This window comes from Flavobacterium magnum (assembly GCF_003055625.1).
GTDB lineage: Bacteria > Bacteroidota > Bacteroidia > Flavobacteriales > Flavobacteriaceae > Flavobacterium > Flavobacterium magnum.
Window position 1 is genome coordinate 338,708 of the sequence record NZ_CP028811.1, and the last position, 16,507, is coordinate 355,214.

The 16,507-nt window shown below is 48.7% G+C and carries 20 protein-coding genes; 7 read left to right on the forward strand and 13 right to left on the reverse strand.

All coding sequences use genetic code 11. The features are described from left to right. Nucleotides 1-3 precede the first annotated feature (3 nt). From HYN48_RS01210 to xrtF, 6 genes are all read right to left on the reverse strand, one after another. Nucleotides 4-720, reverse strand: a complete 717-nt coding sequence (locus HYN48_RS01210; protein WP_108369403.1) for a DedA family protein — start codon at nucleotides 718-720, stop codon at nucleotides 4-6. A gap of 108 nt (nucleotides 721-828) precedes the next feature. Continuing rightward, nucleotides 829-1,167: a heavy-metal-associated domain-containing protein gene (locus tag HYN48_RS01215; RefSeq protein ID WP_108369404.1), complete on the reverse strand. Its 339-nt coding sequence runs from the start codon at nucleotides 1,165-1,167 to the stop codon at nucleotides 829-831. Nucleotides 1,168-1,178: 11 nt separating this feature from the next. Then, nucleotides 1,179-3,200: a TonB-dependent receptor plug domain-containing protein gene (locus tag HYN48_RS01220; RefSeq protein ID WP_108369405.1), complete on the reverse strand. Its 2,022-nt coding sequence runs from the start codon at nucleotides 3,198-3,200 to the stop codon at nucleotides 1,179-1,181. 56 nt (nucleotides 3,201-3,256) lie between these two features. Beyond that, nucleotides 3,257-3,685 (reverse strand): HYC_CC_PP family protein, encoded by a 429-nt coding sequence (locus HYN48_RS01225; protein WP_108369406.1) that lies wholly within the window; start codon nucleotides 3,683-3,685, stop codon nucleotides 3,257-3,259. A gap of 45 nt (nucleotides 3,686-3,730) precedes the next feature. Beyond that, a complete protein-coding gene (locus tag HYN48_RS01230; RefSeq protein WP_108369407.1) occupies nucleotides 3,731-4,180 on the reverse strand; it encodes an exosortase F system-associated membrane protein in 450 nt (149 codons plus the stop codon). Then, entirely contained in the window at nucleotides 4,155-4,712 is a 558-nt protein-coding gene (gene xrtF / locus HYN48_RS01235) for an exosortase family protein XrtF (protein WP_108369408.1), read from the reverse strand. Before xrtF ends, HYN48_RS01230 begins: the two co-directional genes overlap by 26 nt. A 67-nt stretch (nucleotides 4,713-4,779) precedes the next feature. Between xrtF and HYN48_RS01240 the strand changes: the two genes are divergently transcribed. From HYN48_RS01240 to HYN48_RS01250, 3 genes are all read left to right on the forward strand, one after another. Further along, nucleotides 4,780-5,241, forward strand: coding sequence for a GAF domain-containing protein (locus tag HYN48_RS01240; protein ID WP_108369409.1), 462 nt, complete (start codon nucleotides 4,780-4,782; stop codon nucleotides 5,239-5,241). A 209-nt stretch (nucleotides 5,242-5,450) separates the two neighbouring features. Next, entirely contained in the window at nucleotides 5,451-5,720 is a 270-nt protein-coding gene (gene rpsO / locus HYN48_RS01245; RefSeq protein ID WP_108369410.1) for a 30S ribosomal protein S15, read from the forward strand. A gap of 184 nt (nucleotides 5,721-5,904) precedes the next feature. Continuing rightward, nucleotides 5,905-8,193: a polyribonucleotide nucleotidyltransferase gene (locus HYN48_RS01250; RefSeq protein WP_108369411.1), complete on the forward strand. Its 2,289-nt coding sequence runs from the start codon at nucleotides 5,905-5,907 to the stop codon at nucleotides 8,191-8,193. Nucleotides 8,194-8,299: 106 nt separating this feature from the next. Here HYN48_RS01250 and HYN48_RS01255 read toward each other — a convergent pair whose 3' ends face one another. The 3 genes from HYN48_RS01255 to HYN48_RS01265 form a co-directional block, all read right to left on the reverse strand. Further along, nucleotides 8,300-8,797 carry a hypothetical protein gene (locus HYN48_RS01255; protein ID WP_108369412.1) on the reverse strand — a complete coding sequence of 166 codons (498 nt, stop codon included), beginning with the start codon at nucleotides 8,795-8,797 and terminating at the stop codon, nucleotides 8,300-8,302. A 198-nt stretch (nucleotides 8,798-8,995) separates the two neighbouring features. Further along, complete coding sequence (locus HYN48_RS01260; protein WP_108369413.1) at nucleotides 8,996-9,601, reverse strand: HAD family hydrolase; 606 nt, start codon at nucleotides 9,599-9,601, stop codon at nucleotides 8,996-8,998. A gap of 56 nt (nucleotides 9,602-9,657) precedes the next feature. Continuing rightward, the gene (locus HYN48_RS01265; RefSeq protein WP_146171701.1) at nucleotides 9,658-10,176 is read right to left on the reverse strand and encodes a hypothetical protein; all 519 of its coding nucleotides are present in this window, start codon (nucleotides 10,174-10,176) and stop codon (nucleotides 9,658-9,660) included. A 48-nt stretch (nucleotides 10,177-10,224) separates the two neighbouring features. Here HYN48_RS01265 and HYN48_RS01270 point away from each other — a divergent pair, with 48 nt between their 5' ends. After that, entirely contained in the window at nucleotides 10,225-10,419 is a 195-nt protein-coding gene (locus tag HYN48_RS01270; protein ID WP_108369415.1) for a hypothetical protein, read from the forward strand. A 117-nt stretch (nucleotides 10,420-10,536) separates the two neighbouring features. Here HYN48_RS01270 and HYN48_RS01275 read toward each other — a convergent pair whose 3' ends face one another. Next, a complete protein-coding gene (locus tag HYN48_RS01275; protein ID WP_108369416.1) occupies nucleotides 10,537-11,151 on the reverse strand; it encodes a hypothetical protein in 615 nt (204 codons plus the stop codon). Beyond that, entirely contained in the window at nucleotides 11,144-11,671 is a 528-nt protein-coding gene (locus tag HYN48_RS01280) for a hypothetical protein (protein ID WP_108369417.1), read from the reverse strand. Before HYN48_RS01280 ends, HYN48_RS01275 begins: the two co-directional genes overlap by 8 nt. 104 nt (nucleotides 11,672-11,775) lie before the next feature. Here HYN48_RS01280 and HYN48_RS01285 point away from each other — a divergent pair, with 104 nt between their 5' ends. The 3 genes from HYN48_RS01285 to rpe all read left to right on the forward strand — a co-directional run bounded on the left by HYN48_RS01285 (nucleotide 11,776) and on the right by rpe (nucleotide 14,713). Continuing rightward, entirely contained in the window at nucleotides 11,776-12,738 is a 963-nt protein-coding gene (locus HYN48_RS01285) for a hypothetical protein (RefSeq protein ID WP_108369418.1), read from the forward strand. Between the two features lie 116 nt (nucleotides 12,739-12,854). Beyond that, nucleotides 12,855-13,718: a sigma-70 family RNA polymerase sigma factor gene (locus tag HYN48_RS01290; RefSeq protein ID WP_026707723.1), complete on the forward strand. Its 864-nt coding sequence runs from the start codon at nucleotides 12,855-12,857 to the stop codon at nucleotides 13,716-13,718. Nucleotides 13,719-14,053: 335 nt separating this feature from the next. Then, on the forward strand, nucleotides 14,054-14,713 hold the full coding sequence (gene rpe / locus HYN48_RS01295) for a ribulose-phosphate 3-epimerase (RefSeq protein ID WP_108369419.1): 660 nt from the start codon (nucleotides 14,054-14,056) through the stop codon (nucleotides 14,711-14,713). Here the strand turns inward: rpe and HYN48_RS01300 are convergent. After that, nucleotides 14,710-15,510 (reverse strand): zinc-dependent peptidase, encoded by an 801-nt coding sequence (locus HYN48_RS01300; protein ID WP_108369420.1) that lies wholly within the window; start codon nucleotides 15,508-15,510, stop codon nucleotides 14,710-14,712. The genes rpe and HYN48_RS01300 overlap by 4 nt on opposite strands. Next, entirely contained in the window at nucleotides 15,510-16,400 is an 891-nt protein-coding gene (locus tag HYN48_RS01305; protein WP_108369421.1) for a DUF72 domain-containing protein, read from the reverse strand. Before HYN48_RS01305 ends, HYN48_RS01300 begins: the two co-directional genes overlap by 1 nt. Between the last annotated feature and the right edge of the window lie 107 nt (nucleotides 16,401-16,507).

The following is a 16,507-nucleotide window of genomic DNA, read 5'->3' on the forward strand; positions in this document are numbered from 1 at the left end:
TCTCTATTCTTCTGAATGGGTCACTGTCTTTTTCCCGAATTTGTAGATCACCGGGATAATCGTTATACCGACCAGTCCGATGATGATGAGTTCAATGTGGTCCTTAAGATCGATCTGGTAGCTTTCCTTTAGGTATTTGTACAGGTAATTTCCCGCAAATATCAGCGTAAATGACCAAAGGAAGGAACTGACAACATTGTAAAACATGAATTTCTTTTTGTCCATTGCGACAATCCCGGCAACAATCGGGGCGAATGTCCTGAAAATCGGCAGGAAACGCGAAAAGATGATGGCGCGGCCTCCGTGCTTTTCAAAGAAATCCCTCGACTGGATCAGGTATTTCTTTTTAAACCAGAAACTGTCCTGCCTGTTGTAAAGGTAGGTACCGCTTTTTGAGCCGAACCAATATCCGACGATATTGCCTAAGATCCCTGCAATCGCGACGAAAGTCGAAAGCGCCATAACGTTCAGGAAAGCGCTGTCGAGATGGAACATCTGGTCTACGAGTCCGGGTACGTATACCCCATCCTGATAATAACCCGTGGCATAAATCCCGGCCAGGAAAAGCAAACTGTCACCCGGCAGGAAAAACCCGGCAAAAAGCCCAGTCTCCGCAAAAATGATAAACAAAACTACCCATAAGCCTACGTGCACGCCCCCGATTTCAAGATTGATATAATACTCGGGATTCAGTAAGTTCTTCCAATGAAAATCGGTCATGCTGGTTGTCTTTAAGGTAAAAATTGCGTGCGTGAAAATACGTATTATTTAACGGACACACAATCTTATGTTTCTTTTTTTGGTTTTATTAACGGTAACGGCAATTTGTTATTTCCGGTCATATTTACAGCACGAATGCAGCTTCTCGTACACTTCGTCGCTTGCCTTTTGCGTCTCTGTATCGTGCCCGATCTTAGCCACCGCTTTCTCCACATCAGCAATCGAAGCCTTTTCTTCATTCAGGATGACACTGAGTTGGTGACTTTCTACGTTCCACGCGGCTGATTTTACCCCGGGTACGCTGAATGCTGCCTTCTCAATCCGTTTTTTGCATTGATCGCAATTCCCGTTAACTTCTACATTGTATTTGGCGTTCTTGTTTTTCTTTTCCTGTGCATTGGCAGCAAGCCCGATCACGAATGATAAAACGATAAGGATATTTTTCATAATGGTAATATTTAAGATTTGATTTTAAAACGAAGCCCCGCATACAGCATCCTGCCGAATACCGGAGCATAAACTATGGAGGTGTCAAAATTCGGGCCAAACGGCTGCGCACTTCCCAGAATGGCTTTCTGCTGACGGTAATTTCCCAGGTTTTCCGCGCCGGCATAGACTTCGAACACGGGAGAAAACACTTTTGTCACCTGCGCATTCATCAGCGAAAAGGCATGCGAAAAATCTGGCAATTGTTCTGCAGCGGGATTGGTGCCGGTAAAAGGAAGGCGCTGTTTGCCCATCCAATTGTAGGTGTAATCGAATTTCCATTGCGCGCCCCGCGCTGATTTCCCGGTTTCGTAGGCCGCATTGCCGAAGAAACGGTGCCTCGCCTGCAACGGACGCTCGGCGGCTCCTGAGAGATAGTCCGCTTTAATGTCATACAATTTATATGCGGTCCTGAAATGCAGGTTTTCGGCCAGTCCAAAATTGAATTCCACCTGCAAACTGTTTGCCGTGGATGTTCCGCCGTAAAAAGTAACGCGCTGCGGACTGCCATACAAATCGACGATGGCCTGGTTGCTGAAGTCCGTACGGAAAAGATCAAACCCTGCATCGGCAGCATGCCCGAAAAGAAAAAACTGCTGCGAAAAACTCAGGCCGTAGTTCCATGCGATTTCAGGATCCAACCCATAAATCCTGCCGTTGGCATCCAAAATGTCAAACGACCTTGAGCTGGCAAAAAGTTGCTGGTTTTCAGCAAAGATATTCGCCGCGCGCTTGCCCCTTCCGGCAGAAACTCTCAAAACACCCTTTTCCCAAGGGTTGTAACGCAGGTGGATCCGCGGCGTAAAAAAGGCACCGAGACGGTTGTGCTTGTCCAGTCGCGCTCCGGCAACGATGCTGAAATCGTCGGTATTGTCATAAGTGTACTCAAAGAAACTGCCGACCGAATTATCAATCCTGTTAAAATTGCTGTCGATGTCGGGAACCAATACATATTCGCGGTAGCGGTCATAGGTAAAATTAAGGCCTGCTGCAAACTTATGCATCGTGTTTCCGATGATTGAATTGAAGATCAGGTTCGAATAATAACTGTCTTGGCGGATATCATACCGGTTCAGCCCGAAGTAGGATTGCTGGTCGTGCGTGTTGAACGCATTCTGGAACCCGATGCTTTGAAACGGCATGTCCGGAAAAACGTAACCGACTTTTGCCGACAAATCGACCCTGCGCGTATTGATCTCGGAACCCCAGGATCGCGTTGTACCGCGGTCCCGACTTTTATCAAAACCGGTTTCGCCGGTTTGCTTGGCGTCATCCATAAACCTGAAATTGATAAAACTGACCAAGCCCTTTTCCGCGTCATTGTATTGCCAGCGGTTCAGCACATTAACCTGTTGCCCGATCGGGTTGTCGAGGAACCCGTCGTCATTCATGTCGTTTTTTGACAAGCGGGTATTCCCATGTACAAAAAGGCTGGTCGACCACTTGTCAGAAATTTTCCTGTTGGCATGCACGTTCGCTTCAAAACGGCTGTCGGTTGACCCGTACACGTTCAGAAAAAACGGGATGTCGCCGAGCGGCTTGATCAGTTCGGTATTGATTTGTCCCGAAATACTCTCGTAGCCGTTTACCACCGAGCCGGCGCCTTTCGTGATCTGGATGCTTTCCACCCAGGTGCCTGGCGTAAACGACAACCCGTAGGCCTGGGAAGCACCTCGTACCGATGGGATATTCTCTTCGGTAATCATTAAGTAAGGACTTGTGAGTCCGAGCATCCGGATTTGTTTGGTTCCGGTGAGTGCATCGGGGAAATTCACGTCAATTGACGGGTTGGTCTCGAAACTCTCTGCAAGGTTGCAGCAGGCTGCCTTGAGGAGTTCCCTGCCGGTAAGCGTCACCACATTGGCGGTCGTGCGCTGTGATTTTTTTAAGCCCCTGTCCCTGACCTCAATTTTTACTTCCTGAAGCGTATCAGCTTCCTGGGCCATTGTAAAAACGGGAATCAGCAGCAAAAGCAGTCTGAATATTTTTTGCATAAATTGATTTTAATGTTCGTAAATGACTATCGCAAACGATGAATCGAACGTTACAATCAGGCGTAAAGTATGCAGTGGGAATACAGTAGGTACAGCGGCGGCGAATGCGCATCGCAGTAGTAACGGATGGTTTTTTCAGGACCGCGGAGAACGGTCGCTTTTTCCTGCGTTGGATTAAGGGGTTCATGTTTCGGGAAAGTCGCCTCAAACTGGAACGCTACATTTTTAAAGATGCCATTGTCTGATTTTGACGTCAGCGACACTTTCTTGTCTGAGCAGCATTTCCTGTGCTTTTCAGCCTTCTTTTTTGCGCAGCAGGTCTTTTTTATGGGTTGTTTTTCCATTTCACAAACCGGCCCGGAGTGGAACACGGAAGACACCGCAGCCACTTTCCCTTCACAAAAGTGCAGACTGAAAGCCAGCCCGGCGTTCGAAAACAGCACCAGCATGGCAAGAATCAGACATGTCGACTTTTGGAATTTCATTTTGCAAAAATATTTAAAAACGTTGCAAACAAACCCAAATTCATGTTATTTTTTGGCTGCATGTTCCTGGTAATAAAATGCTGCGAGAAATAAGATCACGAAAATAGGCTGGATCAGGAACCGCCTGACATAAAATAATTCGAGTGTGGCGTTGTTGCCAAAAGCATACAGGATAACGAAAAACGCCACCATCAGCAGGAGGAAGAAAATGATATACAGCAAGGCAGAAAATGCCACCATCCTTTTTTGGCGGAAAGCAACGTAAATCAGTCCCAGCGAAATCACGGTATTGAGAACATATCGGAAAAACAGGCTGAATGTGAGCCTGATCGTATCAAATTCCGGCAGCGGCCTACCCGTAAACTCACTTTTAAAGTAACCCAGAAACGGGTCGTAAAACAGGGAGGATTCGAAAATCCGGACCATGGCCATCAGGCACACCAGGCCGATGAACGCCAGGGCACGCAGCTTATGTGCGAGGATTTTTTTTAGCATAAGTCGAATATTTGTTGATCCAGAGCACCCAAAGTCCGAACACCACACCATAAATAAACAGTGGAAAAATCACATCGTGCAGCAGTCCTTTGTATGCAGGGTACTTTTGCATCGCCACCGAGATCAGCCCAACGCGGATGACGTTAAGCACATGGATCAGCAGGATGCCGGCAAGGATGTAAATAAAGGTGCGTAAAAATTTCGCGCTGAAAGCCACAATAAAAGCTGCAAATAAGATCATCACGCTTACCGCATTACAGCCTTCGACGATACGCGCAATGGGGTGCCCGTCAAGGAAGAGCTTATAGGAAGACTCCCTCGGATGTGGGAAAATTTCAGCGTTGTGCCCTGTGGCCTTCAAAAACCATACAGTGTTTTCCGACACGAGTCTGGTCGCCCCGTCGGGCTCGAATATCGCGGCGTTGAAACTGTTGAGATACAGTTGATAAAGAAACAGCATCAGGAAATAACTGCATAGGAATTTCCCGAGGAAAATCAGAAACGGCTTATACTGCTGCAGGTAAGATTTCATAAAAATTTTTAACAAATTTATAAAAATTAAGTTGGGGCGATGAACTACTTTTGTAAAAAACTAAAAGATGACCTTCGAGGAGTTAAAACCAAAAGTGGCCGATATTTTACACCATGCCAATGTATTGTTCGAAGACAAACTGATGCAGGTTTGCCACTTATTGCGCGACAATGTCGACTATTACGACTGGGTTGGTTTTTATTTCCGCAATGGCGACAAGGAAGAGCTCAAGCTGGGCCCTTATGCAGGCGAACCCACTGACCATACGATTATCCCATTCGGCAAAGGCATCTGCGGACAGGTTGCCGTGTCCAACCAGAATTTTGTAGTACCTGATGTCACCGCGCAGGACAACTACATTGCCTGCTCCTTTACGGTGAAATCGGAAATTGTCATCCCTTTATTCGTCAATGGTGAAAATGTAGGGCAGATCGATATTGACTCCGAAGATCTCGACGCATTTACCGAGGCGGACGAGCGTTTCCTCGAATATGTAAATCAGGAAGTGGCTAAATTACTTGAAAAATAATTTCGTCAGTAACTGAACACCTTAGCACTTTGCCTGATGCTGAAGGAATTGCTCAAAGAGCGCAATTTGTATCTCTTTAACCAGAACCTGCAACCCGCGCGACCGGGAACTTTTGAAACTTTCCCTTGGATTTCAAAAAATAAACACTACTTTTGCACCCGTATCCAAAAGATGGATACATACATAATAATCATTTAAATAATATTGGCATGTACTTAACTAAGGAAGTTAAAGAAGAAATCTTCGCTAAGCACGGAGGTTCAGCAACAAACACAGGAAGCGCTGAAGGACAGATTGCCCTGTTTACACACAGGATTTCACACCTGACAGAGCACCTGAAAAAAAATCGCCACGATTTCAACACCGAGCGTTCACTGGTGTTACTGGTAGGTAAAAGAAGGAGCCTGCTGGATTACCTGAAGAAAAAAGACATCAACAGGTATCGTGAGATCATCAAAGAATTGAATATCAGGAAATAATCCGATAAAGAAGAGGTGCCCACGCGCCTCTTTTTTTTTCACAAAAAGGCATCCGCCTTATACAGCATATCCTGGCCGCGGGCCCGGATAGATAAAAAAAGTTTGGTTTTTCATTGGGTTCTTAAACAACTACACACAACAACACAACTGCAACCCATTGTTTAATTAAGTGAATTAAAATTTTATGATTCCAAACGTAACTAAAGAGGTTATCGATTTAGGGGATGGCAGGACCATCTCGATCGAGACTGGAAAACTGGCGAAACAAGCCGACGGCTCCGTAGTCGTACGAATGGGAGACACCATGCTGTTAGGAACAGTAGTGTCTGCCCGCAAAGCAAGTCCGGGCGTGGACTTTTTACCATTAACGGTGGATTACCGTGAGAAATTCGCTGCTGCGGGACGTTTCCCGGGTGGATTTTTCAAAAGGGAAGCCAGGCCAAGCGATGCCGAAGTACTTACCATGAGGTTGGTAGACCGCGTATTGCGTCCGCTGTTCCCGGATGATTACCATGCTGAAACGCAGGTAATGATCCAATTGATGTCACATGACGAAGAAGTGATGCCCGACTCATTGGCAGGACTGGCGGCTTCAGCGGCATTGGCGCTTTCAGACATTCCTTTCGAAACACTGATTTCGGAAGTAAGGGTGGGAAGAATCAATGGCGAATTCGTGATCAACCCAAGCCGTGCGCAACTCGAAGAGTCTGACATCGACATGATGATCGGGGCTTCCAAGGATTCTATCGCGATGGTGGAAGGTGAAATGAAGGAAATTTCAGAGCAGGAAATGATCGATGCGATCAAATTCGCACACGAAGCCATCAAGATCCAGATCGCTGCACAGGAACGCCTTCAGGCCGCTTTCGGAAAGAAAGACATCCGTAGCTACGACGAAGAGCGCGAAGATGAGGCGATCTATGCCAAGGTAAAAGCTGCAGCTTACGACAAAATCTACGAAGTAGCGAAAGTCGGATCAGCCAAGCACGAGCGTTCAGAAAAATTTGCAGAGATCAAGGAAGAGGTGAAAACCCTGTTTACCGAAGAAGAGCAGCTGGAAAACGGCGATCTGATCAGCAAGTATTTTTACAAAACCAATAAAGAAGCCGTCCGTAACGTAATCCTTGATTTAGGACTGCGCCTTGACGGAAGGAAAACTACAGAAATCCGCCCAATCTGGTGCGAAGTGGATTACCTTCCAAGGGTACACGGCTCTGCACTCTTTACCAGGGGTGAAACCCAGGCGCTGGCCACGGTCACTTTGGGAACTTCCAGGGAAGCCAACCAAATTGATTCACCTTCTGAGCAAGGAGAAGAGAAATTCTACCTGCACTACAACTTCCCACCGTTCTCTACCGGTGAAGCGAAGCCGCTGCGCGGAACTTCACGCCGTGAGGTAGGACACGGAAACCTGGCGCAGCGTGCGCTCAAAAACATGATCCCTGCTGAAAACCCATATACCATCCGCGTTGTTTCGGAAGTTTTGGAATCCAACGGGTCATCGTCCATGGCGACCGTTTGTGCTGGAACTTTGGCGCTGATGGACGCTGGTGTACAAATGATCAAACCGGTATCCGGTATTGCCATGGGACTGATTACCGACGGCGAGCGTTTCGCGGTATTGTCTGACATCCTTGGGGACGAAGACCACCTGGGTGACATGGACTTTAAAGTAACCGGAACGGCTGACGGTATTACCGCCTGCCAGATGGACATCAAGATTGACGGACTGCGCTATGAAATCATGGAACAGGCCCTAAACCAGGCCCGTGATGGCCGTTTGCACATCCTTGGCAAACTGACCGAAGTGATGGACACGCCAAGGCCGGAAGTGAAACGTTTTGCTCCGAAGATCATCATGACGACCATCCCGGGACAATACATCGGTGCGCTGATCGGACCGGGCGGAAAAGTGATCCAGGAACTGCAGAAAGCCACAGGCACCACTATCGTGATCAACGAAGTAGACGAGCAGGGCGTTGTAGAAATCCTTGGAACAAGTCCGGAAGGTATCGCAGCGGTATTGGCCAAGATCGACTCGTTGACGTTCAAGCCGACTGTCGGTGAGGCCTACGAGGTGAAAGTGATCAAGATGCTCGATTTCGGGGCCGTGGTGGAATATACCCAGGCGCCGGGCAATGAAGTCCTGCTGCACGTATCCGAACTGGATTGGGCACGTACTGAAAACGTATCTGACGTAGTCAATATGGGCGATGTCTTTATGGTGAAATACATCGGTATCGATCCTAAGACGCGTAAAGAGAAGGTATCAAGGAAAGCCCTGATGCCAAGGCCACCAAGGGATGAAAATGCCCCTCGCGAAGACCGTGGCCCACGCCCGGAGCGTCGTGACGACCGCGGCCCGAGAAGGGACGACCGTCGTGATGACAGGAACCGCGACCGTGGCCCACGTCCTGAAAGAAGGGATGACAACCGCGACAATGCTGACAACCAGCAGACCCCGCAGGAGTAATCCCATACGATTATTAATTCATAAGAAACCCGGTTCAGTGATGAGCCGGGTTTTTTGGTTTGTAGCAGTAACGGTGCAGCAACAAATGGAAAAACCCATGCCTCACCTATTTATCCATCGGCTTGCGGTCGAGCGTGAAGTTTACCGTAAGGTTCACAAGACCCGGAACCGGCAGCACATCCTTGTTGCGCAACTTGATGTGTGGGTTGAATGTGAGGCGAAACTTCGGTCCCCCCAAGCCGAAAATGGGCACGAGCCTTGGCGAGAACGCATCAAAATCGGTGTAAGCGCCCAAAGCGGCGCCTACGGCCAGCAGCTGGAAATACATGATGCCTTCAACTTTGGGCCCCACGACCAGCTTGTGGGTATTAAGGCCGACATCGGTACTGATACCATATTCGAATCCGCCGCCATGCCTGCCGCCGTAGCGCGCTCGGTTGACTCCGATCTCGGCAAAATGATACGCCTGGTTGCCGTCCTGCGCCCCCACATAACTGTAGCCTGCGCTGGCCTGGAGCGCCTTGTAAAAATCGTGATCGCCCGGGGTGGGCTGCCCCAGCGCGCAAAATCCGCAGAGCAATAAGACGGAAGTAATGATTTTCATATGATGGGTTTGGTTGTCTGGTAACGGATTTACGGAAAAAAAATTGCCGCCGGAAGTGACATCGTTCCTGCCCTACTGCGCTGACCAAAAGCAATTACATTGATCGGGCATCCAAACTTTCCCGAAAGCGCATCAGGCAATACACGACAAATCCGCAAGGAGAACTTTGCTTTATTGCGGATGACGGTTGTGGCAGACCTACAAACTGACAACCGCGGCGAGCTCATTTTCGAGCTGTACCGGATCCTTAAAATGGATCGCATGGATACCGAGCCCGCGCGCAGCGTTGACATTGTGGATATTGTCGTCGATAAAAATGCATTCTTCAGCCTTGAGTTTATACCTTTCGAACAGCAGGCGGTAGATCGCCGGGTCAGGCTTGATGAGCTTTTCGGTACCTGAGACGACGATGCCGTCAAACAGCCCGAAAAAGGCAAACCGGCGGTAGGCGATCCCGATTGTCTCGGCGGACCAGTTTGTCAGGCCGTACAAAGGGAACCCCTTTTCCTTGAGCCGGTGCAGCAGCGCGACCGTTCCGGGAATCTCGCCGCGCAGCATGGTTTCCCATTTCCCATAATACAGCCCGATAGCATCATGATGTTCAGGGAATTGCCGTTGCAGCATCGCAGTCGCTTCTGACAGGGTGCGTCCGCGGTCCTGCTCGATGTTCCATTCGTCAGTACAGATGTTCTTAAGGAACCACTCCATCTGTTCGGGGTCCTTGAAATGGTCTTGATAAAGGTACCTCGGGTTCCAGTCTACAAGGACACCGCCAAAATCGAATATGATGTTTTTATAGGCCATAATATTGGGTTTGTCAAAGGGTATGGGATATACGGAACGTATAACGGCAGTTCGGCTTATTTCTTATGGAATGCGCCGGTGACCTTTGCGTGGTCGAACACCATCTTGCCGTTTTTAAAATCGAAAAAGGACGTGACGCCCAGGCCGCCGTCGTTCCAGTCGAGATGGTCAAGGGCCGTTAAGGTATTGGCCTGCGCCTGCTTGATGTCGATGCTGAACTGCCCGTTTTCAAATGCCAGCGGCAATAGGTCCAGGATGACTAGCCGGCCATTATTTTCCTTAAGATGCCTGGCATGCTGTGACGGCCAAAGCACCATAACCCTGTAGCCATTGATTACTTCCGGCAGATCGAACAGGTACGTGCAGCGCGCGAGGTACAGTGTTTTGGGTTGCACATTGTCACCTATCGACCGTTGTGGTTCCTTGCTGAGCGCTACGGTATACTCCGCAATGGCCCGGATGTACAGCGAATCATTGGCTGCGGGCCGCTGTGTACTGTACTCAGATTGCGGGAAGGCCTGCGCGGGCATGAAATACAGTAGGAGGCAAAAGAGAAAGGACAGTAGGGTTTTCATACCGATTAATAGTGTAGCTGATTCGTTTGATGGCGACGATTTACTACCATGATTGTAAAGATAATAAAGTATTTTGGTGGGATGTTGATCGAGTGGATTGCGAATTTGCGCTATTGGTTAAAAATACCTGTCGACAGTCAAACGCGATCCAGGCTGGCGTCAAACCTCGCGACTGCAGGTACGTTCCTGGTGGTCAGCAATCCGGGCACTGCTGCCGCCTCGATTAAGATCTGGGTGGAATAACCGCCGGATTATATCAGCCAAAAAACCCCGAAGCCTTGCCGGATCGGGGTTTTTTAATGTAATGGAGGCGATACGAACTGCAACGGGATCAGCCTGTGCACATACAAGGGAAGCCGGTTAAAAATTCCAGCTGCCGGACAGCCCGAAATTAATGGACGAGGCGCCGAAATGCCGCTCTGCGCCGGCATCAAACAGTCCATAGGGTGCATAATGGTAGTGGCAATGCACTCCAAAGCCGTGAAACATAATCTTGAGGCCGTGCGTTACGGCCAGGGTATTGAGCGTCGGCTGAAAATCCATGTCCTTATAGCGGTCGTCTCCGGGCTTGCTGTAATGCAGGTACTTCCATCCCAGGCCGGAGTTGGTTTCAATCTGGAAATGCCGGTTCGGAGACAGGTACCAGAGCCGCGTGTACCGCAATCCGAGCAGGAACGACGACCTGCTGCCGGCTACACGGATCTTTTCGCCATTCACCTCATAATCGACAGCGCGGCCTTTGATGATGCCGCTGAGTTCAGCCCCGAAATCGATGAACTGCCGCCTCGCTAGCTTGGTACGCATGTAGAAACCGGTGCTCACAGCGCCCTCATACTTGTCCGATAACGAGCCTAACGGCTTAACGTAGCTCACCTCGACGATGTTTCTTTTGTATAAATCGATTTTGGGGAACACAATGGTGTCCTGTGCAGTCATCCTGACAGCCACGAGGCACAGCAGCAATACTTTATTCATCCTGTAAGATTTTAAATTGGTAATTTGATTTTGAGCTGCTTCCGCCGCCGAGTAGCAGGAACATGCCTTCGCCAACCTGGTGTTTCTCGACGAGGATCTCACGGTCGTTGGGGAGGTAAAGCGTGCTGGTGTAAAAAACGAAACGGTTGCGCCGCCGCTGGCCGCAGAATTGAAGGACATGCTTCTTTCCGTAAGTGTCGTCAAAGTCAAGGAACAATGCCGTGTTGTGGATTGTAATTCGGATCGGCTTTGAAAAATCGATGTTTTCGTTACCGGCAAAGTCCTTGACAAAACTGCGCGTGTGAATCCGGTTGTCCTGATGATATTTGAGCGTGTCCGGCTTGTCGTAGAAGCGCGCCGAAAAATCCTCGGGCATGGCTTTAAAATCACTTTTGTCGGTCTGGTTCTGGATGCTGCAGGACATGATGCTGCCGAGCAGTGCGATACAAAGGGTGCGCCGGAGGATACGGTAAAGCCTTTGGCGGCGCGATCGATGGCGATGGAACGAAGTTGTTTTCATAATCGGTTTGATTGCTTATCATAGCACAAACCTAATGTGATTAACGCAAACTAATTTGTGGATTTAAATAATAAAATGAGTTACATTTGTGATTATCGCAAATTATGGAGCAACAGGAAAAATTATTGAAAGCCATCCGAAAGCAAATGGGGAAGTCGGATTCAATCAACGATGTCGTGGCCACGGTGCTCAACATCAGTTATGATGCAGCGCACCGACGGGTTTCGGGCAAAAGTAAATTTTCGGTGGATGAGGCGGTGACGTTGTGCCGCCACTTCCGCATTTCGATGGACCATGTATTTGAAGGAGACAACAAGGTGTTGGTTGAAAAGACGAAAGAGATTACCACATTCAGCGACATGGAGTTGTACTTTGAACAATCAACAGGCTACCTGAACCAATATCTTGACAAGCCCGGAGCCACGCTGTATTATTCCGCCAAAGACATACCGCTGTTTTATACCATCGGGGGGACGCTGCTGTCCAGGTTCAAGTTGTATGTGTGGATGAACCTGCTCATCGGCAAAGAGCAGCAGGAACCGTTTGAGAAATTTGTCGTACCGGCTCCGCTGCTGTCCTACAGTTCGCGCATGAAGGCCGTGTATGATACTGTTGCGGTGAGCGAGATCTGGAACGATACGACAATCAACAGCACGCTGCAGCAGATCCTGTATTTCTCGGAATCGGGGCTGCTGTCAATGAAAAATGCGTTGGCATTATACGAGGAAATGCGTGGGTTGATGGCCGGCGTCGAGCAAAAATCCGCTGAAAACGATCCCGGTTTCCATGTGTACTACAATGAGTTGCTGATCTTAAACAACAATGTACTTGTGTCGGACACCGAAAAACTGTCGCTGTTTGTCCCTTACACGATGCTCGGCTATTTCATCACCGAAGATCAGCAGACCTGCCGGAATGCCGGCGCGTATTTCCGCCACCAAATCAAGAACTCGAAATCGCTGAACCTTTCGGGTACACGCGACAGGAAAATCTTTTTCAACAGGGCCTACAAGAAAATCGACTACTACGCCGAGCGTCTCGGGCATGAGTTGGATACATTATACTAAACTGCTGTTAAATTGCGTGCTGCGGGTACATAAAAATTAAATTTAGCCGTTTTGTAACTTTTGACGATGATAATCCGTATAACAAACAGTACACTTAATAAAAAGGAGGATTCTAAATGAGACAGCTCAAAATTACCAAGCAGGTCACCAACAGGGAAACTGCATCGCTCGACAAGTATTTACAGGAAATTGGAAAAGTGGACCTTATTACCGCTGACGAAGAGGTAGAATTAGCACAGAAGATCAAGGCCGGAGACCAAAGGGCGTTGGAGAAGCTTACGAAAGCCAACCTTCGTTTCGTGGTATCGGTGGCCAAACAATACCAAAACCAGGGTTTAACCCTCCCCGATTTGATTAATGAAGGCAACCTGGGGCTGATCAAGGCGGCACAACGATTTGATGAGACCCGTGGTTTTAAATTCATCTCATACGCTGTATGGTGGATCCGCCAATCCATTTTACAAGCCCTGGCTGAACAATCACGTATCGTTCGTCTGCCGCTCAACAAAATCGGCTCGATCAACAAGATCAATAAGATGTATGCGCTGCTGGAACAGTCTAACGAGCGTCCGCCGTCGGCAGAAGAAATTGCAAAAGAGCTGGACATGACCGTAAATGACGTAAAAGAGAGCATGAAGAATTCAGGCCGTCACTTATCAATGGATGCGCCGCTGGTGGAAGGTGAGGATTCGAACCTTTACGACGTATTGCGTTCAGGTGAATCGCCAAATCCGGACCGCGAATTGATTCACGAATCCTTGCGAACTGAAATTGAGCGTTCACTGGAAACTTTGACGCCGAGGGAAGCGGATGTAGTCCGTTTGTATTTCGGACTGGGCGACCAGCACCCGATGACACTCGAGGAAATCGGCGAGACTTTTGACCTGACCCGCGAGCGCGTACGCCAGATAAAAGAAAAGGCAATCCGCAGGCTTAAGCACACGTCGAGGAGTAAAATCCTGAAAACGTACCTGGGTTAATTTTAGATTTTTTTAACGTTATTTTTTGTGTTTAAGATTTAATTCGTATTTTGCGACCCTCAAAACACAACAACAATATTTACCGCAACAACAGTCTGATTAACTGTTCGTTTTTTGATTGATGATTGAAACTCCGGCTGATTACCGGAGTTTTTTATTTTGTGCGTGCCCCTGCGGGTCGGGCTGTCCGCTGCAAGTCCTCGCTCGTTCCTCGCTGTGGGCTTTACGCTTCCATCCCTCACGCAAATCCGGCCTGAATCAACTTTAAATCCTAAAATTTAAAGTTTTCGAACATAAAATTTTACTTTTGCAGCAAACAACAACACAACGACAACATGACTAAAACGCTTATCGCCCCTTCGATACTCGCTGCAGATTTTGCCAACTTACAGCGCGACATCGAAATGATCAATTCCAGTACCGCCGACTGGTTTCATATTGATATAATGGATGGTGTTTTCGTCCCCAACATTTCCTTTGGGATGCCTGTGCTCGATGCCATTGTGAAACACGCCAGAAAGACCATCGACGTGCACCTGATGATTGTGGATCCCGACCGTTACGTTAAGACTTTCGCTGATCTCGGGGCACACAACCTGACCGTACATTACGAAGCCTGCACGCACCTGCACCGCACGCTCCAGGCCATCAGGGCCGAAGGCATGAAAGCCGGCGTAGCCGTCAACCCACATACAAATATCGATTTGCTCGAAGATACCATCAACGATATAGACCTGGTGTGCCTGATGAGCGTGAATCCGGGTTTTGGCGGGCAGTCGTTTATCGAAAACACGTACGCCAAAATCAGCAAGCTCAAGGAAATGATTACACGCAAAGGGGCTGCCACGCTGATTGAAATCGACGGCGGCGTTACCGATAAAAACGCGAAACAACTCGTGGACGCGGGCGCAGATGTACTGGTAGCCGGAAATTTCGTCTTCCGGTCCGAAAACCCAACGCAGACCATCGCGGACCTTCGCAGGCTGCTTGATTAAGCGGCGCGGTAATTCATCATTTCAGAAACCTGTTTGTAAAGGCGTGGATACTGCCTCCTGAAGTCGGAAGGCGTCTCGAAAAAATGCTCGAGCATCACGGCAATGAATTCGTATTCATTCGTGTAACCGTAATCCCTGAAATAGCCGTTGTCGAATAGTGCCTGACGCTGTTTTTCATCGCGGATCATGTTGCGGATGCTTTGGTAACGGCTCGCAAACATGGCCTCAGCCTCATTGGGCTTCCGAAGTGAATGCAGGTAAATGGCATGTGCAAATTCGTGTATCGCCAGGTTCAGGTTGTCATTGTCGACGCAGCAGCCGCGCTCGAAGGCCGCCCACGAAAAAACGATAACCTTGTGCGATGGGTTGAATTCACCGTCGTGGAGGTACCCCGTGATGGTCGACTGGTACGAGTCGGGATAAAGGACAATCCTTTCGAATGAGCCGGTAAGGTAGTTTCGCATCCCAAAAGTCATCATCACATAGACCGAAGCAATCCTGATTTTCATCTCCTCGCTGATTTCGATTTCCCGGCCCTCAAATGCTACTGTGTTCAGGAATGTCCTGAGGCGGTGCTCGAAATACGCCTGGCGCTTTGGCGGAAGCCTCTTAAAAAACGGGCTGTGCTGATGCAAGATCAAGCGCTCTGTTTGCGCCAGTTTCAGCGGTTTGAGATACAGATGGACGTATACAGGCCGGTTCAGGAAAAACACGAAGGCGGGCTCGAGCACGCCATGGAAAAAGCCGTAGCCGATGACCAGGAAAAGGATCGTAATAACGAGATAGATCGCCTCCATCAGTCAAACATCGATTTTTGTGCGGGCTGCCTCACCGGCAGATGCAGTGATAAATCCAACGCCTTGTTGATTTCCCGGATGAAATGTTCGGCGAGTAAAGGCGATTCCAGTTCAATGTTCTGGTGCACGAAGAAATAAAGTTTTTTGAGTCCGAGCTGTTTCCACGAAACGATACGTTGCACCCATTCATCAAGCCTGCCGATATCGGACGGATGGTTTGCCCCGACATACCGTATAAAAGCCACCGGACTCGTCAGCCTCATGTGAAGCATATCACGGCGTCCCGCAGTGTCGACAATAATGTTCGCCATATCATGCTGTTCGAGCAGCCCGGTGTAGGCATTAATGACGGGATCTTTAAACCATTCGGCATTGCGTACCTCGACGCCCAGCGGCACGCCTTTCGGGAAATCAGCCAGCACTTTCTGCAGCCGGTCAATGTCCTTTGGCTTGAAGTTATCGGGCAACTGCAGGAATGCCATGCCCAGCTTGTCATCAAAGTGGCTCACTGAGTTGGCAAACGCGTCAACGAGTGCCTTCACATCAATCAGTCGCCTGTAATGCGTAATCACATCGGTAATTTTCGGAAAAAATTTAAAGCCTTCAGGTGTTTTGTTCTTCCAGGTGTCGACCTGTTGCCAATCGGGCATGCGGTAGAAAGTGGCATTGAGTTCGATCGAATTGAACTGGGTTGCATAATACGCCAGTTCATCTTTAGTACCGCGTGGGTAAAACCCTTTAAGGTCGGTCCGGTTCCATTTGGCACAGCCGATGTATACTTCTAAAGGCGTCTCGTCCTGGTGCTTTTTGAGGATTGCTGCCGTTTGCGTCGCATCGGCGGGAAGCGTAAAATCTATGTTTTCTGGATGGTCTACCTTTCCGAATTGCATACGGGATAATTAAAAGGATTCCCTGTAAATATAAATCATTATCGCCTAAAACAGCAAAAAGCCCGAATCAAATGATTGGGCTTTCTGTCATGTGGGGAAAAACCCCG